We start from the raw sequence: 25,031 nt of genomic DNA, 5'->3' as shown, positions 1-25,031 counted from the left end.
GTGGTCACCTTCCGCCTCCGGAGGGAACGAGGTGCACGGCGGCGTGGCGACGGCCGGCCAGCTCGGCGGCGGCCGCGCGGACCTCGGCTGCACTGATCGTGGTCAGCTCGGCCAGCGCGGACAGGGCCAGTTCGGCGCTGTCGTGCAGCAGTTCGAAGGTGGCCACCCGCCGGGTCCGGGCGCCGATCGGGTCGATGTCGCGGTACCAGTCGGCCCGCAGCCGGGCGGCCGCCCGCAGCAGCTCCGCCTCGGTCGGGCCGTCCTGGGCCAGCGCGGACAGCTCGCCGAGGACGGTCTCCTCGACCGCCTCGGCGGGGGTCCGCGGCCCGAACACGGCCGACACGACCAGGGCGTCGGGGTCGCGGCTCTCGAACGGCCCGCCGGTCAGGCCGAGGTGCGCGGTGACCCGGGTGGCCGGCCCGTAGTCGCGGACGGCGGCGCGGGAGAGCCGACCGGCCGGTCCACCGCCGAGGATCCCGGCGACCACCAGGGTCGCCAGGTACTCCCGCGACGAGGGGGCAGGCACCTGCCAACCGAGGGCGAGCGCGGGGGCCGGGGCGAGCGGGTCGGGCCGCTCGGTGCGGCGGACCTGCTGAGGTGGCTGCTCGGTGAGGTCGAGCGGCGCCGGCGCGACGCCCGCCGGGATGGTCCCGAAGTGCCGCTCGGCCAGGGCGAAGGCGTGCTCCGTCGGGATCTGGCCGCCGATCGCCAGCACGGCGTTGCCCGGGTGGTAGTAGCGCCGGTGGAAGGCCTCGCACTCCGCGACGGTGGCGTAGGCCAGCGCGGCCACGTCGCCGTACCCGTCGTGGGTGTTGGCCTGCCGGGTGAACAGCACCGGCGGGAGGTGGAAGGTCGGGAAACCGCCGTACGGGCGGCTGAGCACGTTGCGGCGGATCTCCTCGGTCACCACCGCCACCTGGTTGGCTACGTCGGCGGCGGTGACGTTCAGCGCCCGCATCCGGTCGGCTTCCAGGCGCAGCCCCTCCTCCAGCGCCGCACCGGGCAGGGCCTGGAAGTAGCTGGTGTGGTCACGGTGGGTGGTGCCGTTGAAGACACCGCCGGACGCCTGCACCTGCCGCGCGAACGTGGCCCGGCCCGGCCCGCCGCCGCCCTGGAACATCAGGTGCTCGAAGAGATGGGCGAACCCCGGCCGCGTCTCGGTGCGGTAGCCGACGTCGTAGACCACCGCGATGCCGACCGCGCTCAGCCGTGGCTCGTCCAGCGCCACCACCCGCAGGCCGTTGGCGAGCCGGTGCCGGGCGAGGGCGGGCGCGGCCAGGGTGAGGCTCATTTCGAGATGCCCCGTACCGAGCGGACGCCGAACCAGAGCGCCAGCACCGCCGCGGTGAGCGCCACCGACGACCCGACCAGGACCGGCCGGCCGGTGGTCTGACCGGCGAAGAGACCGCGGGCCGCGTCGACCACGTGCGACAGGGGGTTGACCCGGGCGACCGCGGCCAGCCAGGCCGGGGCCAGGGTGAGCGGCAGCAGGACCCCGGACAGCAGCAGCGACGGCAAAGTGAACGCGTTGACGACCTGGCCGTACGCGCCCTCGGAGCGGACCCGCAGCGCCAGCGCGTAGGACAGCGCGGACATCGCCACGGCGAAGACCGCCAGCAGGACGAAGGTGAGCAGGATCCCGCCGGCCGGGGCCCGCAGGCCGAACGCGACCGCGCCGAGCACCAGGACCGCGGCCTGCCCGAGCACCACCAGCACGTCCCGGCTGATCCGGCCGAGCAGCAGACCGAGCTGACTCGCCCCACTCACGCGCATCCGGTCCAGCACCCCGGAGCGGGCCTCGGCGAGCACGCCGAAGCCGACGAACACCGCGGCGAAGACGCACTGCTGCACCAGCAGGCCGGGCACGAAGAAGCGCCAGGAGTTGCCGCCGCCGTAGCCCTGCACGTCGTTGAGCCCACTGAGCAGCGGACCGAACAGGACCAGGTAGAGCACGGGCTGGAGCAGCCCGGTGACGACCCACGCGGGGTTGCTGACGGTGTAGCGCATGGACCGTTGGAAGACCACCCAGGCGGTGCTCATCAGGCTGCCACCTCCGTCCGCAGCGGGCTGCCCGTGACGTGCCCGGTGAGCCGCAGGAAGACGTCGTCGAGGGTGGGCCGCTTGACCGACACCGAGGTGAGCGCCACCCCGGCCCGGTCCAGCTCGCGCAGCAGCCCGGGCAGGCGGCGCTGGGCGTGGTCGATCTGGAACCGCACCCGACCGGGGGCGGTGTCGACCGCGCAGCCGGGCAGCTCCGCGGCGACGACGGCCGAGGCGGCGCCGAGCTGGTCGGTCTCGAGCACCACGACGTCCCCGCCGAGCTGCTCCTTGAGGGCGTCGCTGGTGTCGTCGGCGACGATGCGCCCCGCGTTGATCACCACGACGCGGTCACACAGCGCGTCCGCCTCGTCCAGGTAGTGCGTGGTCAGGAAGACGCTGGTGCCCTGCGTGGCGCGCAGCTCGCGCAGCAGCTGCCACAACTCGGCACGGCTGTGCGGGTCCAGGCCGGCGGTCGGCTCGTCGAGGAAGAGCACCTCGGGCCGGTGCACCAGGCCGAGCGCCAGGTCGAAGCGGCGGCGCTGCCCACCGGAGACGCGCAGCGCCGACCGGTCGAGCACGCCGGTGAGGTCGAACCGCTCAGCCAGCTCGGCGGTCCGCGCCGCGGCCTGGCGGGCGCTCAGACCGTGCAGGCGGGCCTGGGTCCGCAGCTCGTCGCCGATGCGCTGCGGGACGAAGGAGCTGGCCTGGCTCACGTAGCCGATCCGCCGCCGGACCTCGGCGCGCTGCCGTACGACGTCGAAGCCGGCGACGGTGGCCCGGCCCGCGGTCGGGTCCAGCAGGGTGGTGAGCATCCGGACCGTGGTGGTCTTGCCGGCGCCGTTGGGCCCGAGGAAGCCGACCACCTGGCCGGCGTCGACGGTCAGGTTCACCTCGTGCACCGCGTCGACTTTTCCGGCTCGTGACGTGTATGTGCGGGACAGTCCCTCCGCGCTGATCACGTTGACTCCCTTCTTCCGTGTGCCCCCACCATGGGCCCTCCGGAGAGGTCTGCCAATGCTTCCGCAACGCCCTGGCAGCTTGTTGCCGAACGCCCGGCAAATCGGCATGTTGATGCCGCCGGAAAATCTTGTGCGACGACTCAGTGAGGGCTCATCGTGTTTTCAGGTCACCACCGGAAACACCGATCGCAGTCAATCAACGAAGGAGAAAGACAATGAACGCTACCCTCGACTTCGGCTCGTTCGACGTCAGCGAGCTCGCCGTCCTGGACGCCACCGACGCCGTGGCGCTGCCCGACATGGGCGCCTCCGTCATCATCATCATCGCCGACACCCCGGACGGCGAGGAGATCCTCAGCGAGGACCCGCTGAACGCCTCGGGCTCCGCGTCGACCTCGTCGTCCTGCTGCTGAACGAATTACCCGTAACAGGCACGACCCGGGCGGCCGACCTCTGATCTGACCGCCTCGCTCCATCGGTGACCAACCCATTTACCGGCCATTCGGCGGGTGCCTTTTCCGGAACTCATTCCGGACGAGCACGCCGCGTATTCCCTGGAGTCACCATGTTGAATCTCGGCCCAGGTACGGCCGTCCGCATCACGGATCACAGTGCACAGCCGCGGGAGCTGCTGCGGGAACTCGCCGAACCGATCCGGCGACTGAAGTCCTCGCAGCAGCTTCCCGTGGTGCACGTACGACGGGGCTGGCTGCACGGCTCCCACCTGCTGGTCACGGCCCGGCCGTACGCCGACCGCGAGGCCGACCTGACGACGCTCGCCGCCGAGGCCGGCGCCCTCGCCGCGGCCCGCCCCACACCCACCCCCGACGAGGCGAGCTACCTGCGCCGGGCGTCGGACCTGGCGCGCTGGGAGAACGTCCGGCAGGAGCTGTCACCGGTGCACCCGCACGGCCACGTCGAGGTCGTCCCGCACCAGCCGCGCCCCGCCAACGCGCCCGCCCTCGCCCTGGCCGCCGACCAGATCCTCGGCCGGTTCCTGGAGCCGATGCTGGCCAGCGCCGCCCTGCGGGACGACGAGATCCTGCCGCACCTGGCGGCCGTGCTGGCCATGCTCGCCCGTACCCATCCGCGGGGGATCAGCGCCGGGGTGCTGCCGTACCGCTCGCACGTGGAGGGGGTCTCCTCCGCCACCGGCAACCACACCGACCTGCGGGCCCGCTACGCCCAGCGCTATCCGCACGACGAGGACGTCTTCCGGACCGCGCTCACCGGCGAGCCGAGCCCCGCGCTGCGCGCCTGGGAAGCCGCCTTCCTGTACGCCTGGGGGGTCGCCGAAGGGCTGACCTGCGCCGGCTCGGTCACCGACCGGGCCATCCAGGAGGCGATCGGACCGACCCCGCTCCCCCTCGGCACCCCGGTCCGCAGCGACTTCATCGGCGAGATCCTGCAGACCGGCCTGGTCGCGGACCCGTCCTACCGGCACGTCGCGCACCGGGTCGTGCTCAACGTCCTCTACTGGTCGCTGACCTGCTTCGGCATCACCCCGCTGCAGCGCTACTACCTGTGCTACGGGCTGAGCGAGGCCACCGACCAGATCACCGGTGAGACGGCGACGCAGCGGTTGCACCGGTTCGCCCGCGAACTGAAGGGCCAGTCGTGACCGATCTGCTGCACCCCACCGACGCCGACGTGACCACCGGCTGGGACCTGGCCGACACCGCGTTGCTGCGCCTCAACCCGACCCCCGGGCGCCGGCTGGGCGGCCCGACCCTGCGGATCGCCCTCCAGGCGCTCTATCTCGCCGGCCGCGAGCAGCACCAGTGGCGCGAGCCGGCCTGCGCCGAGCTGTACGAGCTGACCGCGGCGGCGACCGGCGCGCGACGGCACCGGCTGCTCCAGCTCAAGCGGGCCGTCCACAACGGCCGCGACCCGCAGCCGGAGCAGCTCGCCGCGCTCTGGCCGGAGGCCGCCCCGCCACCCGCGGTCGCCGCGTGGTGGCGCGCCACCGAACGGTCCCTGTTGGCCCGCAACACCCTCAAGGCCGCGTACGACACCCTGCTCGCCGAGGAGCGCCGCGCCCTGGCCGACGCGATCGGCGGCGAGCCGTTCCAGCTGTCGCTGGCGCTGAACTCCCCGCAGGTGCTGGACGCCGTGCAACGCTATCGGCGCGCCCCGGGCGAGCCGTCGGCCCGGGACCGCAAGTCCGAGCGCGGCATCCTCCAGCACTACGCCCGCGCGGTGCTACGGGTCAGCCCGCTGTCCCGGCTGACCGCGGTCGGCTTCGCACGGTGGTCGCCGGAGGGCGAACCGATGGACCGGGCACGGTTCGACCGGCAGCGGACGCGGTCGGTGCTGACGCCCGACCGCGCGCTGCTGTCCAGTCTCGTCACCGGCATCGTCTCCGCACCCGGCGCCGATGGCGTCCCGGCCGTCGTGCAGCGCAACCCCACCCTCCGGGTCGACAAGCACGTACGGTTCCACCACTGGGCGGCGGGCCGACGGCGGGCGCTCGCCGCCGCGCTGACCGACCAGGTGGCGGCGCTGCTGCGGCTCACCCAGCTGGGGCCGGTGCCGAGCGGCACGCTGGCCACCGAACTGGCCGCCCGGCTCCGGGTCCCGGTGAGCGAGGCCGCCCGGCTGGTCGCGGCCGCCGTCGAGGCCCAGATCCTGGTGGCCGCCCCGGTGCTCGACGAGCAGGCGGTCGACCCCGTCCCGGCGGCGCTGGGTCTGCTGCTCGACCGGGATCCGACGGCCGCCGAGGAGGTCGCCGCCCTCGGCGAGGCCCTGAAGCTCGCGCGGCGCGGGTCGGTCGGGGAACGGATCGCCGCGCTGTCCCGGATCCGGGCCGTCGAGGGCCGCCTCAACGAGCGCAGCGCGTTCCCGGCCCGGCTGCACGTCAACGAGGACTACCTGCTGCCACCCGGGACGGTCTCCCCCGCCGGCTACGAGTCGGCGCTGGCCGACCTCCGGACGGTCACCGGCTTCCACGCCATGTTCGATCGACACCACGAGATCCGCGCGCTGCTGGTACGGGCCTTCGTCGACCGGTTCGGCGCCGGTGCCCGGGTGAACCTCGTCGACCACGCGGAGGAGCTGGTCGAGCTGGTCCGCCGCCGGGAAGGTGTGCTCGGTGCGGCCGGCGCGAGCGGCGGCGACCGGTCCGCGGCGGAACGGTTCGGACCGGCGGACGGGTCGCTGGTGGCGCTGCTCGACCAGCGCGCCGCGGCGCTGCGGCAGGTCACCGCGGCGATCGAGGCCGCCGGTGACGCGCCCGAGGTGGTCCTGGCGCCGCGGTGGCTGGCGGGGCTGGCCGACGGACTGCCCGAGCGCTACCGGCCGGCGGCGGCGTCGTACTCGATGATCGTGCAGCCGCACCGCGGCCTGCTGGTGGTCAACGCCTGCTACACCGGCCACGGCCAGGTGGTGAGCCGTTTCCTCGGCCTCCAGGAGGAGATGGGCAGCGACGCCACCCAGCGGCTGCGCGACCGGATCCGGCAGCGGTACGCGCGCCCCGGCGTCGCCGTCCGCGAGGACCGGGGCCTGCACCGCTCCAACATCAACCATCGGGTCCGGGTGCTCGACGACACCCTCGACCCGGCAGCCTGGCTGGGGCTGCGGCTGGCCCACGACCCGGCCACCGACCAGTTGTCGGTGCTCGACCCGGACGGTGTCACCGTGCTGGTCATGGGGCTCGGTATGAAGTGGATCGAGCTTCAGCCGGCCCCGCTGACCCTGGCCGTGTGGCTGCACGACACCGGTCGGGTGGCGGTGGACCCGGTGGCGGTCCGGCACGCCGAGGCGGTACGGGGCCGCGACGGCGACCCGGCGGGGCAGCCCACCGTCGCCTACCCCCGCCTGCGCGCCGGTGACGTGGTGCTGCAACGCCGACGCTGGTATCCGGGCGCGGACCTGCCCGCCACCGCGGACCCGACCGACCCGGCCGGCCACCTGGTGGCGCTCACCGCGTGGCGGGCCGCCCACGGCGTACCAGACGAGGTGGTGCTGAAGACGCCGTTGTGGACCGGATCGGCCGCCGTGCCGGACGACGCCGACGCGCCCGGCGGGGCGACCGCCCGGCTGAGCCGCTACCTGACCGCCCGCCGGCGGGAGAAGCCGCAGTACGTCGACCTGGCCAGCGCGCTGATGGTGCGGGTCCTGCCCCAGTCGCTGGAACGGCGGCTGCCCGGCTATCTCGAGGAGGCGCTGCCCGGCGTCCGGTCGGGGGCCCGTGCCACGGAGTGGACGCTCGAACTGGACCTGGCCCACGAGGTGGACCGATGAGGGTGAAACTGCGTCCCGGCACCCACTTCGCGCCGGTGCCGCAGGGCATCTACTGGACCCGGGCGGGCCGATCGTTCCTGCTCACCGCCCCGGCGGGGCTCTATCTGGCGCTCGACAGCCAGCTGGACCTGCTGACCCGCGGCACCGACGTGGACGAACTGGCCACCGCGCTGGGCGAATCCGCCCGCCCGGCCGTCCAGCGGATCCTGGACACCCTGCTGGACCGGGACATGCTGCTCGACCTGGACCGGGCGGGCGCCCCGCCCGCGCCCGGCGAGGCGGACCGGTACGCCGAGGTGCTGAGCTATCTGGAGGCGCACTGCGCCGACCCGTACCGGGTCTTCGCCCGGCTGCGCGCCACGGTGGTCCCGGTGCTCGGCGACGGCCCGGCCGCGGCGGTGGCGAGGAGAACCATCACCGGGTACGGCGCGGCCGCCACCGCGACCGTGCCGCCCGGGGCGGACCTGGTCGTGCTGGTCGACGACGCCGACCGGCCGCTCGACCTGGTGGCCGCCGCGGCGTCCCTGCCGGCCGGGACCCGGGTCGTGCCGGTGCACGCGGGGCGGCGGATCGCCCTGGTCGGGTCGCCGGAGACCGGCGGCCTGGCGGAGTTCGTCGCGCTGGCCCGCCGGGCCGGCGACTGGGCCGCCGCCGAGCCGGACGGCGCGGCGCCCCGCCCGCTGAGCGCCGTGCTGGCCGGGTCGCTGGCGACGCACGCCGTGCTCGGCGCGCTGACCGGCACGCTGCCCGCCGAACCCGCGCCGAGCCTGGTGCACGGCCACGACGTGCAGGTGCAGCGCCTGCCCCGGTCGCCCGTCCCGGCCGCCGGGGACACCCCCGAGGCGATGCTCGACCGGCTCGGCCCGCTCCTCGCCCGCTGGACCGGGCCGTACCGCCGGGACCGGGACCTCGACCTGGCCCAGATGCCGATGTCGCTGGCCACCGCGGAGCTGGTGGCCGGGCGGGGCCGGGTGGCCGGCTGGGGTGACGACCGCGCCCAGGCTGTCCTGTCGGTCTGCCTGGCGGCCGCCCGCGCGGCCGTCGGTCCGGCCGCCACCGGCATCGCCGCGGCCGGGCCGACCCTCGGCCACTGGCGGGCCGACGGCGCCCTGCGGCTGCTCGGCGCCGCCCTGCTGGCCACCTCCACCGGCACGGCGACCAGCTGGGAGGACCTGCCGGCCGCCGCCCGCACCCTGTGGAGCCTGCTCGACGAGCACTACGAGCGGGCCGTGCGGGTCCGCAGTCACCCGCTGCCCGGCCTGGACTGGGTGCTCGTCGAGGTGACCAGCGCGGACGGGACGGTCCGGGCCGCCGAGTGGGGCGAGACGTTGGAGCTGGCCGCCTGGGCGGCGCTGTCGGCGGCCGTGGCGCAGGCCCAGGCCACGCCGGAGGTGCACGCCCTGCTGGCCGCCGACCGCGTCGGCACCCACCGTCTCGCGCAGACCGCCGGTGACCGTCTGCGCCGGCTGACCGACCAGCTCGACGCCCTGCTGGCCGCGCGTGGCGAGCGGATCGCCGGCGAACCCGACGCGCCGGACCCGGTCGTCGGCGACGCGCCGCTGGTCTCCGGCCCGGTGGTGCTGCGATGACCGTGACGCCGGCCGGAACGGCCCGGCTCGGCCCGGAGGCACCGGCCTCCTGGGACTGGTCGACCTGGGCCGCCGCGCTGCCCGGCCACCTGGTCGCCGCCACGGGCGGCCTGGACCTCGGGTGGGAGAGGGCCGCGCGGACGGCCGCCGCCGCCCAGGGCCGCTGCCTGCTCTCGGTGCGGGTGACCGCGGCGGAGGTGCTGATCGGGCCGCCGACCGGTGGGGACGACGCCGCCTGCCCCGGCTGCGTGCAGGCGCACAGCGAGTACCGCCGGTGGGAGACCGCCAAGCGACCCGAACGCGACCGGTCGGCCCGGGAGGGCCGTACCCCCGGACAGGCCGACCCGCCCGGGGCGGCCGGCGGCGCGGCGTCCTTCCCGCCCTGGTTGGCCGAGGTCGTCGGCGCGGTGCTGACCGGCCGCCGGCCACACGCACCGGTCGGCCCGGGCGAACTGATCGCCGTCTCCGCCGCCGGCACGGTGACCCGCCACCGGGTGGCGCGCACTTTCCGCTGCCGGCTGTGCGGCGGGCCCTACCGGCCGCTGCTGACCGGGCCGGACACGCCACCCGCGCCCCTGGTCCGCCACCCGCACCCGTCACCCGACCCGGTGCCGACCCGGTCGGGTGCCCCGTTCGGGCTCGACCCGGACCGGATGCGGGCCGCCCTCGGTGACGGCCGGTTCGGTCCGCTGGTCCGGGTGGCCCGCAACGCGGCCGGCGCCTTCCCGCTGGTCGAGGCGGAGCTGCTGGCCGGCACCCCGGCCGGCGCCGGGCGGGCGGTCCGGTTCCGCGAGGCCGAGGCGATCGCCGTGCTGGAGGCGTACGAACGCCTCGGCGGTTACCCGCACGCCGCGCCGGTCGTGCCGCAGCGCACCCGGCGGGAACTCGGTGACCTGGCCATCGATCCGGCCCGGCTGGGGGGTTACACCGAGCGGCAACTCACCGCGCCCACCTGCCGGATCCGCCCCTACCACGAGGACGCCCCGCTGGACTGGGTCTGGGGCCGCCCGCTGGACGGCTCGGCGCCCCGGCTGGTCCCGGCCGAGGTCGGGTTCTACCGCTACGGTTACGGCCTGCGCGGATCCGACCCCCGACCGTACTTCCTGGAGTCGTCCAGCGGCAGCGCGTTGGGCAACAACCTGCCCGAGGCCGCCCTGCACTCGCTGCTCGAACTGGCCGAACGGGACGCCTTCCTGTTGGCCTGGCACCGGCGACGGCCGCTGCCGGCGGTCGACCCGGACTCGCTGACCGATCCGGACTGCCGGATGATGCTGCGCCTGGCCCGCGCCCGGGGCTACGACGTGCACCTGCTGGCGGCCACCGCGGACATCGACGTCCCGGTGGTGTGGGCGTTGGCGGTCCACCGGGACCGGGCGTTGCCGGCCAGCTTCAGCACGGCCGGCTGCCACCCCGATCCGGTGACCGCCGCCCGGTCCGCGCTGTGGGAGCTGTGCCAGCTGGTCGCCGCGGGGCTGGCGTGGGACCCGGCCGAGGTGGAACCCATGGTCGGCGACCCGTGGCTGGTCGAGGAGATCGCCCACCACTGGCGGCGGTACACGTTCCCGCAACTGCTGCCCCGGGTGGAGACCGTCCTGGGGGGCCCGGTCGGCACCCTGACGGACGCCTTCCCCGACTGGCCGCAGCAGCTGAGCCGGGCGGCCGGCGGCGACGTCACCGGCGCGCTCGAGTTCGTCGCCGGCCGGTTCGCCGCCGCCGGGCTCGGCGACATCCTCGTCGTCGACCAGTCCACCCCCGACCACACCGCCGCCGGGCTCACCGTGGCCAAGTGCGTCGTACCGGGGATCGTGCCGATGTGCTTCGGCCAGGCTCACCAGCGACTCTCCGGCCTGCCCCGGCTGCGCGCCGCGCTCGGGCCGGAGGCCGACGACCGGCCCCTGGACCCGCACCCGTTCCCCTGACCCGGAGGACCGATGACCCTCGACGTACGCCGCTTCGCCTTTCAGCAGGGGCCGGGCAAACGCTATCTGGGGCAGCAGCGCCTGGTGGACGACGCGGCCACCACCACCAGCCTGCTCCCGCCCCCCGCGGCCCGTACGGACACCGGGTGGCTGCTGCCCACCGGCACCCATGACCGGCTCGCCGGCACGGCCTATCCCGACCCGTGCCCCCCGGTCACCGACCCGGGGCAGCGGCTGGGGCACCTGCTGCTGACCGCCTTCGGGCTCCAGCGGCGGGAACCGTCCAACCAGTACAACGACCACCGGACGGTGCCGTCCGGGCGCGCCCGCTTCCCGGTGCACGCCTTCGTCAGCCGGCACGGGCGGTTGCGCTATCTCGACGTGTACCGCCACGCGCTGGTGGACACCGCGGCGGCCGGGCCCACCGACGGGCCGGCGACCGTCCTGCTGGCCGCCCGCTACACCGACCTACCCGACCCGTACGGTCGGCTCCGTTGCGCGATCGGCGAGGTCGAACTCGGCGTCTATCTGCGCGCTCTGGCCGTCGCCGCGGACCTGTTCGGGGTCGCGGCGACGCTGCGCCTGGACGGCGCGTCGGTGACCGGGGCCGCCGCGGCGGTCGCCGCCACCGGGCCGGGCGTCTGGTCGCCGCCGCTGGTGGTGGAGCTGGACGGGGTGGAGTCACCCGACCCCGGCACACCGCTGCCCAGCGCGGGCGGCGCCGCCGGTCCCGGCGACCGGCTGCTCAGCCCGACCGGGGGTTCGCTGGACGAGGCGGTGGCCGTCGCCGCGCACCGCTCGGCCCTGCCGCCGACGCCCCCGGCCCCGGCGCGCGGGCTGCCGGTCGAGCCACCCGCGGCCGACCTGAGCTGGGCCGACCTGTTCTGGCGGCGCAGCGCCGGCCGGGTCCCGGCCGGCACGTACGGGTTCGCCCTGACCCCCGCCCCGGTCGGTGAGGACGCGCTGCGGGCCATGCTGGCGTGGCTCGCCGTGCCGCCGCCGGGTGGTCCGCTGCGTGAGGTCGCCGCCCGGGTACGCGTCACGGTGGCGCTCCAGCGCGTCGGCGACCGCCCCACGGGCGCCTACCGGGTGGTGTCCGGCAGACCCGAACCGCACCGCCTCGACCCGCACCTGCTGCGCCGGATGCAGCCCGGGTTCGGCCGTCCACCGTCCGCCGACACCGACTCCGGGTTCCGGCACGCCTCCCTGGTGTGGATCTTCTCCACCGACGTGGACGCGCTCCTCGACGACCTGGGTCCGGCCGCCTGGAGCCTGCTGCAACTGTGGTGCGGATGGGCGACCCACGGCCTCTGCCTGGCCGCCGCCGCGCACGGGCTGGTCGCCCGTCCGGCCCGCTCCTTCGACGAGCACCACGTCCAGCCGCTGGCCGGTCTGGACCGGCGGGAGGTGCCCGTGTTCATGACGGTCTGCGGCACGTCCCGCTTCACCGAACCGATGCTGGACCTGCGCTCATGACCGACTGGCAGAGCTGGCACCTGCACGTGGACAGTCTCGATCCCCGGGCGGTCGAGGCGGCGGTCGTCGAGGTCGTCGGACCCACCGTGGCCGAGTTCGGGCAGCACGCGGACCGGCCCCGGCCGTGGTTCTTCATCCGCTACTGGCAGGGTGGACCACACGTACGTTTGCGGTTGGCCGACGCCGGCCCGGACGCCGCCGCCGTCCAGGCGGCGCTGGCCCGACGGACGGCGGCCGTCAACGTGGCCCTGCCGGCCGGATCGCGCCTGACCGTCGAGGACTACCAGCGGTCGGCCGCGCCGATCGCGGACCGGGGTGAGGCCGGCACCCCGCTGCCGCTGACCTCGCTGCTGCCGCCCGGCGCGCATCCCGCCCGGTACGAGCCGGAGGTCGACCGCTACGGCGGCACCGCGCTGATCGCCGCCAGCGAAGCCCTGTTCCACGCGTCCAGCGTGGTGTGCCTGCGGGCGTGCCGGGACCGTGCGGGCGGCTCCCGGATCGCCGCGGACGGGTTGGAGGCCATGGCCGCGACGCTCTCCGCCTGGCCGGGCGACCGGCTCGCGCTGCTGCGTGGCGTCCGGGACGGGTGGGCGCAGTGGCTGGGCAGCGACTTCCCCGACGCCCCGGAACAGGCCCGGATTCTCGCGCATCTCGCACCGGCCCTGCGGGACCTCGCCGACGGCGCCACGTCCCGGTGGACACCCTGGACGGCCCGGCTCGGCGTCGCGGCGAAGGAGTGGACCGACCGGCTCGGGGCCGCCCGGGCCCGGCAGATCCTCGGCTCCCACCTGCACATGACCCAGAACCGCCTGGGCGTCGGCGCCGCGCGCGAGGGGCGTCTCGCCGCGATCCTGTTGGTCCTGCTCGACGGTGCCGCGTGACCGCCGCGCCCCGACCGAGAATATGCGTGCGTCGTACCGATGTCCGGTCCGGCAGGAGCCCGCATGCTGGGTGCCGGCGGATTCCACCCGATCCGCTGCGCAGGCGGGGCACGGCCGCACCGGCCGGATGGGGGAGGCACCACGTGACCGTCAACACCGAGATCGTGCCAGGGCCGGAGTTCCGCGCCACCGAGCAGCAGCTCGCGCTGGCCGGGGACGCGAAACGCTGGCGACAGGCCCTGTTGTCCGCCTACCGGGCGCTCTCCCGGGAGGTGGCGGAGGTCGACTCGCTGCCCGGCTTCGACACCGTACGCGGCGCCGGGACCACCACCGGCGTGCTCCTCGACCGGCTCCGGAAGGCCCAGGAGGCCACCATCTGGATCCACTCCACGACGGGAATGTTCACCGGCCTCAACCGGCTGCCGTCCGTACCGTCGCTGCGGGTGCTGGTCAACGCCCGGGCCGCGGACCCGGACCGGATGCCCTGGCTGCACACCGTCGACGCCCGGCTCACGGCGGCGTCCCTGCCGGAGGGCCCGGACGCCGTCGTCCTGGACGGCTCGACGGTGGCCGTCGTCCCCCGGCCCGCCGACCCGGAGCCGCACGCGCTGATCCTCAGCCAGAACGGGCTGGCCGAACTGGTCCAGGCGATGTTCGACCTGGCCTGGCCGGGGGCGCCGGAGCTGTTGGCGGACCCGACCTGTCGGACCACCGACGCCGAACTCAAGCGGCAGATCATGCGTCAGCTCGCCGACGGCGGCAAGGACGAGGCGATCTCCCGGTCGCTGGGCATCTCGCTGCGCACCTGCCGCCGGTACATCGCCGAGATCCTGACCGACGTGGGAGCGGTCAGCCGCTTCCAGGCCGGGTACCGGCTCGGCCGCAACCGCCTGGCGGGGGCCCGATGAGCACCCCGCCCGCGATCGAACTGACCGGACTGGCCAAGCGGTTCGGCGCGGTCGTCGCCGTCGACGGCCTGCACCTGCGGGCCGAGCCGGGCGAGGTGGTGGCCCTGCTCGGGCCCAACGGGGCGGGCAAGACCACCACCCTGGACCTGCTGCTGGGCCTGGCCCGACCCGACCGCGGCACGGTCCGGGTGTTCGGGCGCCCGCCCGCCGACGCGGTCGCCGCCGGCGACGTCGCGGCCGTGCTCCAGACCGGGGGGCTGCTCAAGGACCTGACCGTCGAGGAGACCGTCCGCTACGTCGGCTCCCTGTACGGCCGGCACAGCCGGTCAGCGATCGCGGAGGTGATGGAGCGCGCCGACCTCACCGGCATCGCCCGGCGTCGGGTCGGCCGCTGCTCGGGCGGGCAGCAGCAGCGTCTCCGGTTCGCCCTGGCCGTGCTGCCGGATCCGCAACTGCTGGTGCTGGACGAACCGACGGCCGGGATGGACGTGTCCGGGCGGCGTGACTTCTGGTCGGCGATCCGCCGTGACGGGGCGGGTGGGCGCACCGTGCTCTTCTCGACCCACCAGCTCGAGGAGGCCGACGCCTACGCCGACCGGGTGGTGCTCATGCGGCGGGGCCGGGTGGTCGCCGACGGCGAGGCGTCCGAGATACGCCGGCTGGCCCTCGGCCGGCTGGTGCGGGTCACCTGGCCGAATGCCACTGCCGACCTGCTGGCGGAGCTGCAGCGGCTGCCCGGGGTCCGCTCGGTGGAGGCCCGCGGGGTGACCGTGTGGATCCGTACCGAGGACTCCGACGCCGCCGCGCGGCATCTGCTGCACCACACCCCGGCGCGGGACCTGGAGGTCACCTCCACCAGCATGGAGGAGGCGTTCCTGGCGCTCACCTCCGACCTCGACGAACAGGAGGCGGGGCGATGAGCGCACCGGCGACGGTCGGCGTCAACCGTACGATCCTCGCGATCGAGATCCGGCGGATCCTGCGTAACCGACGGACCCTGGTGTTCGTCGTCGCCATGCCGGCGCTGTTCTTCCTGGCGTTCGGCCTGCCCTGGCGGGACAAGCCGGCCGGCGCGAGGACGTTCGCCGTCATCATGATCGGCATGGCGGTCTACGGCGCGATGGTGGCCACCACCGCCTGCGGTGCGGCGGTGGCGGTCGAGCGCGGGCAGGGCTGGAGCCGGCAGCTGCGGCTCACGCCGCTGCGGCCGGCCGCGTACGTCGCGGTGAAGGTGGCGACGGCGATGGTGCTCGGGTTGGTCGCGGTCCTGGTCGAGTACGCCCTGGGCGCCGCGGTCGGGGTGCGGATGCCGCTGCTCACCTGGCTGGAGTCGGGTCTCGCGGCCTGGTTGTGCTCGCTGGTGTTCGCCGCCTTCGGGCTCTTCGTCGGGTTCCTGTTGCCGGCCGAGAACGTCATGCAGATCCTCGGCCCGCTGCTGGCGCTGCTCGCTCTCGGCGGTGGCCTGTTCCTGCCGCTGGACCTGCTGCCGCACGCCGTTCAGGTGGTGGCCGCCTGGACGCCCGCCTACGGGGTCGGGGTGCTCGCCCGGGCACCGCTCACGGGTGGACCGGTCGGCGTCGCGGCGCTCGCCGTGGCGGCCTGGACGATGATCTTCATGGCCGGCGCGATCAGGTTGTTCCGGCGGGACACCGCCCGGGTCTGAGCCGTCGGGATTTCGCGCTGAGCGAAGACGCTCCCTGCTTCGAGGTAATGGTGTAATCATGTAATCCTCGAACAGGAGGTTGCCATGTCCCCTCGTACCGCACCGCACGGCACCCGACAGGACCCGCCCCCCGCCGACGACGCCGCCGGCTGGATCACCGGCGCCACGCCGGGCGGATGGTTCACCGGGCCACCGCAGGTCGTGATCGACCGCGACGAGATCGTCATCTGGGGACGGCTCACCGAGCCCCACCTGGCGGACGACGCCACCGACGCCGACCGCACCGCCGCCCGGGCCGGGCGGATCCACCAGTTCCGGGAGGACACCCGCGACGACCGCATCCGCGTCGCCCGACAGGTCGAGCACCGCTACCAGCGCAAGGTGAGCTGGGGAATCCGCTGCGGCGACACCGAACAGCTCTTCTCCCACCTCGCCGCACCGGTGATGACCCGACTCCGGCAGCCCGAGCGGCAGATCCTCGACACCCTCGTCGACGCGGGTGTCGCCCGCTCCCGCTCCGACGCGCTCGCCTGGTGCGTCCGGCTCGTCGGCCGGCACACCGACGACTGGCTGACCCAACTGCGGCAGGCCATGGCCGCGGTGGACGACCTGCGCCGACAGGGCCCCGAGGGGGCCTGACGGGACCAGCGGGCCGAGCCCGGGCGACGCGGGCAGCATCGGCTGCCCGCGTCACCCGCCGGGTCGTCGCGCCCACCGCCCCGCGCAGTCACCCGGTGCGGGCGGCGACGCGGGGCGGGTCGTGACCGGTCGGCACGGCGGCGGAAACCTCAGGCGGAACGGCCCGCGCCGGCCAGGGTCGGCTCGGCCGGGAACCCGGTCCCGGCGCGGCCGTCGGTGTCCGCCGCCCGGGTCTCCGCCGCGACGGGCTGCCCGTCGGGCTGCTCCGCTCCGGCAGTCGGCTGCTCGGCAGTCGGCTGCTCGGGCTCGTCCGTCGGCTGCTCGGCGGTCGGCTGCTCGGCGGTCGGCTGCTCGGGCTCGGCACCGGGCTGCGGCTGACGCAGGGCCAGCAACGCGGCCACCGGGGCGGCCAGGGCGACGACCCCGCAGACCAGCCAGGTGGCGCGGACGCCGATCGCGGCGGAGAGCCCGCCGAAGGCCACGATGGAGACCGGGGTGGTGCCGATGCTGGCCAGGGTGAGCATCGACATCGCGGTGCCGAGCCGGGCCCGGGGCGACGCCTGCTGGTAGACGGTGACGATGGCGGGCCCGTTGAGACCGGCCATCAGGCCGACCCCGGCACCGACCGCGGCCAGCGCGGTCACCGAGGGCATCAGCGCCATCGCCAGGATGCCGGCGCCGATGCCGACACCGGTGACGACCAGGCGGACCACCAGGGGAATGCGGTGGGCGAGCAGGGCGCCGGTGGCGCCGGCGACGAGCGCGCCGCCGCTGAACGCGACCACCACCACGGCCACCGAGCCGACCCCCCAGCCCCGGCCGGCGACCAGCAGCGGCAGGGCCACGTCGATCGGCCAACCGAAGGCCAGGTCGAGCAGGAAGGCGCAGACGAAGAGCCAGCGCAGCCGGGCGTACGCGCGCAGCAGGCGCAGGCCGTCGCCGGAGCGGCGGAGCATGTTCTCCCCGGGGGTGCGGCTGCCGCCGGGCATGCCCCGGGTCACCACGAGGACGCCGACCAGCGAGACCGCGCAGGTGACCGCGACGGCGGCCATCGCCTCCCAGAGTTCACCGGTGGCGATCATCCAGGCGCCGATCGGCGAGCCGACGATCGGGGCGACGCGGGTGATCATGGCCGAGAGCGAGTTGGCCCGGGCCAGCTGGTCGCCGTCGGCCAGGCGGGGCATCAGGGTGCTGCTGGACGGGCTGGCGAGCCCCAGCAGCACCCCCTCGACGGCGGCGATCAGCACCAGCGGCCAGAACCAGTGCGTGGTCAGCGTGACCGCCGCGCCGGTGGCGAGCAGCAGCACCCGGGCGGACGTGGTCCGCAGCAGCACGAACCGGGGGCCGAAGATGTCGGTGACGGCGCCGGAGAAGATCAGCGTGAGGGCGCGCGGGATGGTGCCGGCGAGCATCAGGGTGGTGATCGCGCCCGCGCCGCCCAGTTGCACGGCGGTCCACCCGAGCGCCACCAGGAGGACGTAGTCCCCGGTCAGCGAGAGCCCCTGGCTGGCGGTCAGGATCATGACCTTGCGCCACTGGATCGCCGCCCGGGTGTCGGCCCGGGTGGCCTCGGCCGTGTCAGCAGTTGTCATCGAGATGCCTCACTGTCGTGGGAGACCCTGGCCGGGTCCCGGGTGGTGTCGTCGCGTGCTGGTCGGTCAGGTGCTGGTCGGTCGCGGCCAGCGCGGTGGCAGCCGCACGGTGCCGCAGCCGCCGCGCAGGGCGTTCTCGACCGCGCGCGCGGCGGCGAGGTGCTCGACGGCCGCCGACCGTGGGTCGGGCGGGCCGGCCGGGCTCACCTCGACGCAGCCGCCGAGGTCGGCCCGGCCCAGTCGGGCCAGCGCCTCGGCGGCCCCGCGCAGCGCCGCCGCCCGGTCCGCCGGGAAGCAGGTCAGCACGGGTACGTCCGACGGGGTGAACCGGACCCGCACCCCGCCGTACGCCGGGTCGGTCCCCTCCCCCGGCCCGCACCCGGACGGGTGGTCCGGGACCGGGGTACGGCGGGTCGGGCGGGCCCGGACCCGCCCGACCCCACCGGCCGGCTCGCACCGCCGGCCGGTGTGGTGCGGGTTGCGCCTCATCGGCTCCCCCTCGGCTCGCTGGGCGGCACCGGACTGCCCTGTGCCGAACGGTAGGTGGCCCAGGGGCGCTCCCCCGGCGGTTGACCGGGCAGCCCACCGGCACCTTCACCACCCCGGTACGGCCGCCAGTCCCACTCGAACATCCGCAGCCGCCCGGCCCGGTCGCCCGTGGTGGCCAGGGTGGCGACGAAACCGGGCGGCGCGGGCAGGTCGCGCAGCGTCCAGCGCTGTCCGGCGAAGGCGCCGGCCCCCTCGACGCCGCCGGGCACCAGCACCCGCAGCCGCAGCCCCTCCAGGAACCGCCCGCCGCTGGCCTTCACGCACGCCTCCTTCCGGGACAGCAACCGGTGGTACGCGGCGCTGCGGCTGACCGGGTCGGCTTGCCCGGCCACCGCGGCCGCCTCGTCGGCCGGGAGGAAGCGGGTGGCCAGCGCCAACGCCGGGGTGCCGGCGCGGATCTCCTCCAGGTCCACCCCGACCGGGTCGGTCAGGCAGACCGCGAGCAGGGCGTGCCCGCCGGAGCGGCTCAGGCTCCACTGCCAGTCCCGCCACGCCCCGTCGAAGCAGGGCTTGCCGTTGGGACCGCGCGCCCAGCGCAGCGCGTAGCCGGCGGTGCCGAGGTAGCGGCCGAGCACCGTCCGGACCGCACCGTGCGCCACCACGAACCGCTGCGCGGCCCGCTCGTCGCGCAGGCTGTGCGCCCGACGCCGCTCGTCGGCGTCGAGCAGCGCGGCGACCGGACCGGCGGTCTCCGGGTCGACGTCGAGCACGATGTGCCAGATGTCGGCCCCCGGTGGCGGTCCCGGGTCGGCGGTCGGCCCGAACCCGGGCCACGGGCCGGGATCCCCCAGCACCCCCGGGCCGGCCCGGCTGCCGACCCGCGCCGGTTCACGCCGCCCGGGCATCGCCGAGCCGTCCCTGCAGATAGCCCTGGGCCAGGGTGAGCCGCTGGATGTTGCCGGTGCCCTCCATGAACTCGAAGGCCCGCGCGTCGCGGACCAGCTTGTCCAGCAGCGGGTGCTCCCAGCGCGCGCCCGGCCCGAGCAGCCGTACCGCGGTGGTGGTGATCTCCTCGGCGAGCCGGGTGGCCCGGATCTTCGCGGCCGAGGCGAGGGTGCCGTCGCCCGGGTCCCGGTCGGCGGCCCGGGCGGCGGCCAGCACCAGGGCGCGGGTGCCGACGAGCCGCTGCGCCCAGTCGGCGAGCAGGTGCCGCTCGTCGGCCCGGTACCGGCGACGCTCGGTGACCACGAGGTCGTACGCGGCCTGGGCGACGCCGAGGGCGAAGCAGGACACCACCGGGCGGTAGCGGTTGAAGGTGCGGGTGGCCGCCCACATGCCCTGCCGGGTGGCGGAGCGGTGCCGGCCGAGCACGTCGGCGGCGTCGACCGGCACGTCGGTCATCCGGATCTCACTCAGTTGCAGCCCGCGCAGCCCGAGGGTGGGCAGCGGCTCGGCGACGAAGCCGGGCCGGTCGGTGTCGACGAGCACCGCCACCACGCCGAGCGGGCCGGCGTTGCGGCGGGCGAAGACGACACCGATCCGGGCGCGGGCGGCGTTGCCGACGTACCGCTTCGTGCCGGTGAGGCGCAGGCCGTCGCCGTCGGGTCGCAGGGTGGTGCCCATGCTGCCCGGGTCGGAGCCGTGCGTCGGCTCCGTCATGCCGAAGAACGTCCAGGTGGGACCGGCGGCGACGGTCGACCAGTAGCGCTCGCGCTGCGCGTCGTCGGCGAGTTCGGCGATGACGAAGCCGGACATCGACGGGCCCGGCAGGGCCAGCACGGCACCGGCGTCGGCCCTGGCCAACTCCTCCAGCACCACCACCTGCTCGACGCAGGTGTCCAACAGGACGGGTCGGCCCTGGACGCGTACCGGGTCGGGGTTGTGCTCGGCGGGCAGGCCGACGAGCTGCCGCCACGGCAGCGCGCCGTCGAGCACGGTCCGGAACAGACCGGGGTCGCGGTCGAGCGCCACGGCGGTGGCGCGCAGCGGTTCGGCGTACGTGCGGGCCAGCGCGCGCAGCTCGGTGAGGAACTCGGTGGTCATGGCGCCTCCAGCTCGGTCGGGGGCGGATAGGTGTCGGCGAGCAGCTCCGAGACGCGCACCTCGCCGCCCGGCCCGCCGGCCAGGAACCCGGACGCGCCGAACAGGTGCAGGCAGCACCGGCCCGCCTCGTCCAGAGCCAGGTGCGCCCGGCGCAGCCCGGTCCCGTCGTCGACGGTGTCCAGCAGCGCCCGGGCCTCGGCGATCCCGGCGGCGGTGTCGGCGACCATCGCCCGCACCATCGGCAGGTTGAGGGTGGTCACGCCGCCGACGGCCCGGCCGCGCAGGTGCGTGACGGCCGCGGTGAGCAGCCGCTCGGCGAGGCCCAACCGGATCCAGGCGATCCCCGTCGTCCAGGCCGGCCCGGTGGCCGGGTCGGGCCCGCCGCCGGTGACCCGGCGGGCGACCAGCTCGTCGGCGCCGACCACGATCCGGTCCAGCACCGGGTGGGTCTCGCCGTGGCACTCGCGGGGCCCGGCGGGGGTGGCGTGCCGGTCACAGCGGGCGTCCACCGCGGCCGGCAGCAGGCTGTGCCCGCCGGCCCCGACCGGCAGCAGGTCGGGGCTCGTCGCGGCGTGCAGCGCGGTGAGCGCCGCGACCGGCCCGTCGGTGTACGCCAGCAGCCGGTGCCGCCGCGGGTCGACCGTGCGGGCCGGCGCCTCCACGGTGACGGTCATCGGACCAGCTCCCTCGTACGACGGGGTCGGCCCCCGCCCTCGGCGCCCGGCGACGCGGGGGTGGGGTGGTGGCCGCCGGGGCGGGCGACGGTGGGCCGGCCGCGCGCGGCGGTGTGCGCCGACGCGCCGGGCTGGCCGGTGGCCGGCACGGTGAGCGTGACCGCGCACCGGTACGGCAGCACCGGGTCCCGGTCGACGACCAGCACCCGGCCGCCCGCCGGTGCGGTGGCGAGCAGCTCCGCCAGGGCGAGCCACACCCCCGCGCAGGGGTGTCCGGGTTCGGCCCGCCGCACCGGCACCCCGGCCGGCAGGTCGTCGACGTGCGCGCCGGCGACGAGCAGGTCCGCGTCGACCGCCGGCCCGGCGACGGCGTCGGTCCGGGTCACCGTCAGGGTCGGCGCGTCGACGGCGACCCCGCCGGACCCGCCGAGCAGCAGCGCCACCGCGACGTCCCGGGTCGGGCGGACCGCGGCGTCGTCCGGGGGCAGTGTGGACTGCTCCATGACCAGGACCAGGGCCCGCCGGGCACCGCCGGTACGCAGCTGGTGGTGGGCCACCCGCAGCGCGGTGAACGGGCCGGCCACGCCCTGCTCGGAGATGCCCATCATGAGCGGTTCGCCGGGCAGCAGCTCGGCCAGCAGCGCACCAGGGAAGCTCTGGTGCCGGCAGTCCGGGCTGGCGTCGACCGTGATCACCAGGTCGACGTCGGTGAGCGCCGGCCCGAGTTCCCGGACCACGGCGCGGACCATGTCGTGGTAGCTGACCACGGTGCCGCCGGTCAGCCAGGACAGGTCGGTGAACCGGCCGTAGAGCGACTCCATGTGGTCGATGAAGGGCGTCATGTCGGCCGGGTCCGGCGGGGGCGCCGGGTCGGTGAAGGTGAACGGGACGATGCGTTCGAGGGCCGGTCCGGCCGCGTCACCTGGCGCGGCCGGACCGGTGGGCTCCCCGAGCCGCCGCAGGACCGGCACGGTCAGCGGCTCTCGGCGATGAAGGCGGCGAGCGAGCCGACGGTCTCCAGGTGGGACTGCTCCAGCCCCTCCGGGTCGACCTGCATGTCCAGCGCGTCCTCCAGGGCCATCAGCAGGCCGAGCACGCTGGTCGAGTCGAGGCTCAGGTCGTCGAAGAGCCGGGTCTGCTCGGTGACGTCGGTGAGCTCCTGGCCCAGCACCTCCTCGAGGGCGGTGACGATCGCGGAGACGATCTGCTGGCGGCCGGTGTCGTGGGCGGTGACGGTCATGGGAAGGTCCTGCCTCTCGGATGGGTGAACGGTCAGCGGAAGTCGTGCAGGATCTGGGCGGCGAGCATGCTGTCGACGTCGTCGCGGGTCCGGATCAGGCGCGGCTGGCCCTCGTGGACCAGCACCTCGGCCGGGTAGCCGTGGCTGAGGAAGTGCACCGGCGAGGCGGTCGGCCCGTACGCGCCGGAGCGCTCGACCCCGACGACGTCGCCGGGGCGCAGGTCGGCGGGGAGTTCGACGCCCTTGCCGATGGTGTCGTTGGGGGTGCAGAGCGGGCCGGTGACGTTCCACTTCGCCGGCGCGGCGGCGCTGTCCCGGTTGAGCAGCCGCATCGGGAAGTTGCGCTTGACGAAGGAGCCGATGCCCACCGCGGCCATGTGGTGGTTGGTGCCGCCGTCGGCGACGGCGAACCGCTCGCCCATCGACTCCTTGACGTAGCGGACCTGGACGGCGTAGGTGCCGCTGTGGCCGACCAGGTAGCGGCCCAGCTCCATCACCAGGCGGGTGTCCGGGTGCCGCTCGTGGAAGCCGGCGAAGACCGGGTTGAGCTGGTCGGCCAGGACGGCCACGTCCAGGTCCCGCTCGCCCGGGAAGTACGCCACCCCGAGGCCACCGCCGACGTCGACCACGTCCAGCGGCACGCCCAGTCGGTCGCCGAGCCGCTCGGCCAGCTCCAGGATCCGGGTGGTGTTCTCGACGATCATGTCCTCGGTGAGGAACCGGGTGCCCATGTACGCCTGGAAGCCGCAGAGCCGGACGTTGCGGTGCCGGTCGGCGAGGTCGGGGCTGTCCCACAGGGTCGCCTCGTCGATGCCGAACTGGCGGGGCTTGCCGCCCATGGTGAGGCCGCTGCCCTTCACCGCGAAGCTCGGGTTGACCCGCAGCACCACCCGGGCGGTGGTGGCCAGGCCCTCGGCCAGCTCGTCGATGAGCGCCAGCTCGCCGAGGGACTCGCAGATGAGGGTGATCTCCTCCTTGAGGCAGGCGGTGATCTCGTAGTGGCTCTTGCCGGGGCCGAGGAACATGATCTGGTCGGCCGGTACGCCGGCGCGCTGCGCGGTGACCAGCTCGGTCAGCGAGGAGACCTCGGCGCGGGCGCCCAGCGAGTGCAGCAGGGCGCAGACGCTGATGTTCGGGTTGGCCTTCAGCGAGTAGAACATCTCCACCGCCGGGTGCAGCCGGTCGCGCAGGCCCCGGTACTGGGCGGCGATCGTGCCGCCGTCGTAGACGTACAGCGGGGTGCCGAAGCGCTCCACCAGCTCGGTGACCGGAACGCCGCCCACCTCGGTCGACTCAGACATGGACGGTCTCCTTCCGGACGGTCGCCACGATGGCGCGGTCGAGGTCGGCCAGCTCCTGCTCACCGGTGGCCAGTAGCAGGCCGTAGAGGCGCCCGGCGTACGGGCGGGGGTCGTCGGGCGGGGGTGCCGCGGCGTTGACGGTGGCGAAGTTGTTCACCAGCAGGCCGGTGCCGCGCCCGGCGTCGAAGAGCAGGTCACCGAGCTGGTCGGCCAGGGCGGCGAAGCTGACCGGGCCGGTGAGGGTCAGGTCGTACTGGCGGGCCAGGGCGACGCTGCCGGGGCCCATGAAGCGTTCCTGGAGCGCGGTCTGGTAGGTCGACATGTTGTTCCGGGCGTTGATCTCCAGCACCGGCAGCAGGCCGCCGTCGGTGGTGGTGATGGCGTCCACGCCGACCACGCCGTGAAAGCCGTCGGCGGCGAGCCGGGCGCCGAGCCGGTCGGCGGTGTCGACGAGCTGGGCGGTGTGCGCGGCGGAGATCCGGGCCGGGATGCGGTGTCCCTTGTGCACCCCGTGCTCGGTCAGCGCCTCCTTGACGAAGTCGAACCGGACGGCGCCGTCCCGGCCGACGGTGAAGTGGTAGTTCAGGTCGAGGGCCTTGTCCGCCCACTCCTCGATGACCAGGGCGATCCGCTGGTCGCCGGTCTTCTCGGCCCGGCGGGTGACCATCCGGACGAGCTGGTCGAGCCGGCGCGGGTCGTCGACCACGACGATGCCCTTGCCGGAGACCCCGTACGCGTCCTTGACCCCCACCCGGCGCCCGGCGGCGACGGACCGGGCGGCCTCGGCCGCCGCGGCGGCGAACTCGGCGACGGTCTCGCACTCCCAACCGACGGCCTGCGGCAGCCCCAGTCCGGCGGCGACCCGCCGGCTGTAGATCTTGCTGTTGACCGCCTTGACCAGCGGCACCGCCGGCAGCGCCGGGGTGAGCCCGGTCCGCTCGCAGAGCTGGGCCTCCAGCGTGGACATGCCGTGCGGCAGCAGGTGCGCGCCCTGGTCGGCGAGCGCCCGCAGCGCGGTCAGCAGCCGCGGCGAGCGCAGCGCGTCCACGGTGACCGTGGCGGCCGGGTCGGCGGTGTCGGTGACCAGGATCCGCGGCAGCGGCACGCCCAGGGCGTCGAGCCAGGCCAGGTAGTCGGGATCGGGGGCGGACTTCAGCACGACGTGGTCGTCCGCACCGGCGAGCAGCACGGCGAACTCGTCCATCCGGTTGACGATCGCGGTGGAGGCGCGACCGCCGACGCTCGGCAGGCCCACCTCGTCCCGGGCCCACTCGTCCTCGACCTCGAAGTTGCCGAGCAGCACGAACGGGGTGGTGGCGTCGCCGGTGCAGGCGCTCTTGACGCCGGCGAGGAAGCTCGGGGGTGACATCAGTTCT

Annotated in this window: 23 protein-coding genes; 11 read left to right on the top strand and 12 right to left on the bottom strand. The window is 75.2% G+C overall.

The genetic code is table 11. The features are described from left to right. Positions 1 to 4: 4 nt before the first annotated feature. Genes ABUL08_RS06980 through ABUL08_RS06970 form a run of 3 tightly spaced genes read right to left on the bottom strand, consistent with a single transcriptional unit; the run spans position 5 to position 2,999 of the window. Entirely contained in the window at positions 5 to 1,291 is a 1,287-nt protein-coding gene (locus ABUL08_RS06980) for a M16 family metallopeptidase (RefSeq protein ID WP_350935631.1), read from the bottom strand. Next, positions 1,288 to 2,040 carry an ABC transporter permease gene (locus tag ABUL08_RS06975; protein WP_350935630.1) on the bottom strand — a complete coding sequence of 251 codons (753 nt, stop codon included), beginning with the start codon at positions 2,038 to 2,040 and terminating at the stop codon, positions 1,288 to 1,290. The genes ABUL08_RS06980 and ABUL08_RS06975 overlap by 4 nt, the downstream gene beginning before the upstream one ends. Further along, positions 2,040 to 2,999 (bottom strand): ABC transporter ATP-binding protein, encoded by a 960-nt coding sequence (locus ABUL08_RS06970; RefSeq protein WP_350935628.1) that lies wholly within the window; start codon positions 2,997 to 2,999, stop codon positions 2,040 to 2,042. The genes ABUL08_RS06975 and ABUL08_RS06970 overlap by 1 nt, the downstream gene beginning before the upstream one ends. 215 nt (positions 3,000 to 3,214) lie before the next feature. On the opposite strand from ABUL08_RS06970, the gene ABUL08_RS06965 reads away from it, so the two are divergent. From ABUL08_RS06965 to ABUL08_RS06915, 11 genes are all read left to right on the top strand, one after another. Beyond that, the gene (locus tag ABUL08_RS06965) at positions 3,215 to 3,412 is read left to right on the top strand and encodes a hypothetical protein (RefSeq protein WP_242791909.1); all 198 of its coding nucleotides are present in this window, start codon (positions 3,215 to 3,217) and stop codon (positions 3,410 to 3,412) included. Between the two features lie 152 nt (positions 3,413 to 3,564). Next, positions 3,565 to 4,620: a hypothetical protein gene (locus ABUL08_RS06960; RefSeq protein ID WP_350935626.1), complete on the top strand. Its 1,056-nt coding sequence runs from the start codon at positions 3,565 to 3,567 to the stop codon at positions 4,618 to 4,620. Next, a complete protein-coding gene (locus ABUL08_RS06955; protein WP_350935624.1) occupies positions 4,617 to 7,241 on the top strand; it encodes a lantibiotic dehydratase in 2,625 nt (874 codons plus the stop codon). The genes ABUL08_RS06960 and ABUL08_RS06955 overlap by 4 nt, the downstream gene beginning before the upstream one ends. After that, on the top strand, positions 7,238 to 8,830 hold the full coding sequence (locus ABUL08_RS06950) for a hypothetical protein (RefSeq protein WP_350935622.1): 1,593 nt from the start codon (positions 7,238 to 7,240) through the stop codon (positions 8,828 to 8,830). The genes ABUL08_RS06955 and ABUL08_RS06950 overlap by 4 nt, the downstream gene beginning before the upstream one ends. After that, the gene (locus ABUL08_RS06945) at positions 8,827 to 10,749 is read left to right on the top strand and encodes a TOMM precursor leader peptide-binding protein (RefSeq protein WP_350935620.1); all 1,923 of its coding nucleotides are present in this window, start codon (positions 8,827 to 8,829) and stop codon (positions 10,747 to 10,749) included. The genes ABUL08_RS06950 and ABUL08_RS06945 overlap by 4 nt, the downstream gene beginning before the upstream one ends. 12 nt (positions 10,750 to 10,761) lie before the next feature. Then, a complete protein-coding gene (locus ABUL08_RS06940) occupies positions 10,762 to 12,225 on the top strand; it encodes a nitroreductase family protein (RefSeq protein ID WP_350935618.1) in 1,464 nt (487 codons plus the stop codon). Further along, on the top strand, positions 12,222 to 13,106 hold the full coding sequence (locus tag ABUL08_RS06935) for a thiopeptide-type bacteriocin biosynthesis protein (protein ID WP_350935616.1): 885 nt from the start codon (positions 12,222 to 12,224) through the stop codon (positions 13,104 to 13,106). The genes ABUL08_RS06940 and ABUL08_RS06935 overlap by 4 nt, the downstream gene beginning before the upstream one ends. Positions 13,107 to 13,249: 143 nt before the next feature. Beyond that, positions 13,250 to 14,014, top strand: coding sequence for a hypothetical protein (locus ABUL08_RS06930; RefSeq protein WP_350935615.1), 765 nt, complete (start codon positions 13,250 to 13,252; stop codon positions 14,012 to 14,014). Further along, positions 14,011 to 14,934, top strand: a complete 924-nt coding sequence (locus ABUL08_RS06925) for an ABC transporter ATP-binding protein (protein ID WP_350935613.1) — start codon at positions 14,011 to 14,013, stop codon at positions 14,932 to 14,934. The genes ABUL08_RS06930 and ABUL08_RS06925 overlap by 4 nt, the downstream gene beginning before the upstream one ends. Then, positions 14,931 to 15,677, top strand: coding sequence for an ABC transporter permease (locus ABUL08_RS06920; protein ID WP_350935611.1), 747 nt, complete (start codon positions 14,931 to 14,933; stop codon positions 15,675 to 15,677). The genes ABUL08_RS06925 and ABUL08_RS06920 overlap by 4 nt, the downstream gene beginning before the upstream one ends. A gap of 84 nt (positions 15,678 to 15,761) precedes the next feature. Next, on the top strand, positions 15,762 to 16,316 hold the full coding sequence (locus ABUL08_RS06915; protein WP_350935608.1) for a hypothetical protein: 555 nt from the start codon (positions 15,762 to 15,764) through the stop codon (positions 16,314 to 16,316). A gap of 149 nt (positions 16,317 to 16,465) precedes the next feature. Here ABUL08_RS06915 and ABUL08_RS06910 read toward each other — a convergent pair whose 3' ends face one another. The 9 genes from ABUL08_RS06910 to ABUL08_RS06870 form a co-directional block, all read right to left on the bottom strand. Beyond that, complete coding sequence (locus tag ABUL08_RS06910; RefSeq protein WP_350935606.1) at positions 16,466 to 17,908, bottom strand: MFS transporter; 1,443 nt, start codon at positions 17,906 to 17,908, stop codon at positions 16,466 to 16,468. A gap of 66 nt (positions 17,909 to 17,974) precedes the next feature. Then, entirely contained in the window at positions 17,975 to 18,397 is a 423-nt protein-coding gene (locus ABUL08_RS06905; RefSeq protein ID WP_350935604.1) for a hypothetical protein, read from the bottom strand. After that, entirely contained in the window at positions 18,394 to 19,302 is a 909-nt protein-coding gene (locus tag ABUL08_RS06900) for a 4'-phosphopantetheinyl transferase family protein (protein WP_350935602.1), read from the bottom strand. Before ABUL08_RS06900 ends, ABUL08_RS06905 begins: the two co-directional genes overlap by 4 nt. After that, positions 19,286 to 20,440 (bottom strand): acyl-CoA dehydrogenase family protein, encoded by a 1,155-nt coding sequence (locus tag ABUL08_RS06895; protein ID WP_350935600.1) that lies wholly within the window; start codon positions 20,438 to 20,440, stop codon positions 19,286 to 19,288. Before ABUL08_RS06895 ends, ABUL08_RS06900 begins: the two co-directional genes overlap by 17 nt. Then, positions 20,437 to 21,114, bottom strand: coding sequence for a hypothetical protein (locus tag ABUL08_RS06890; protein ID WP_350935597.1), 678 nt, complete (start codon positions 21,112 to 21,114; stop codon positions 20,437 to 20,439). Before ABUL08_RS06890 ends, ABUL08_RS06895 begins: the two co-directional genes overlap by 4 nt. After that, complete coding sequence (locus ABUL08_RS06885) at positions 21,111 to 22,085, bottom strand: beta-ketoacyl-[acyl-carrier-protein] synthase family protein (protein ID WP_350935595.1); 975 nt, start codon at positions 22,083 to 22,085, stop codon at positions 21,111 to 21,113. The genes ABUL08_RS06890 and ABUL08_RS06885 overlap by 4 nt, the downstream gene beginning before the upstream one ends. 2 nt (positions 22,086 to 22,087) lie before the next feature. Next, positions 22,088 to 22,354 (bottom strand): acyl carrier protein, encoded by a 267-nt coding sequence (locus ABUL08_RS06880; RefSeq protein ID WP_350935593.1) that lies wholly within the window; start codon positions 22,352 to 22,354, stop codon positions 22,088 to 22,090. A gap of 32 nt (positions 22,355 to 22,386) precedes the next feature. Beyond that, positions 22,387 to 23,655 (bottom strand): alanine racemase, encoded by a 1,269-nt coding sequence (locus ABUL08_RS06875; RefSeq protein WP_350935591.1) that lies wholly within the window; start codon positions 23,653 to 23,655, stop codon positions 22,387 to 22,389. Beyond that, complete coding sequence (locus ABUL08_RS06870) at positions 23,648 to 25,024, bottom strand: preATP grasp domain-containing protein (protein ID WP_350935590.1); 1,377 nt, start codon at positions 25,022 to 25,024, stop codon at positions 23,648 to 23,650. Before ABUL08_RS06870 ends, ABUL08_RS06875 begins: the two co-directional genes overlap by 8 nt. Positions 25,025 to 25,031 lie beyond the last annotated feature (7 nt).

The sequence above is a fragment of the Micromonospora sp. CCTCC AA 2012012 genome (assembly GCF_040499845.1).
Lineage (GTDB): Bacteria > Actinomycetota > Actinomycetes > Mycobacteriales > Micromonosporaceae > Micromonospora > Micromonospora mangrovi.
This window is presented reverse-complemented; position numbering and strand designations above follow the sequence as displayed.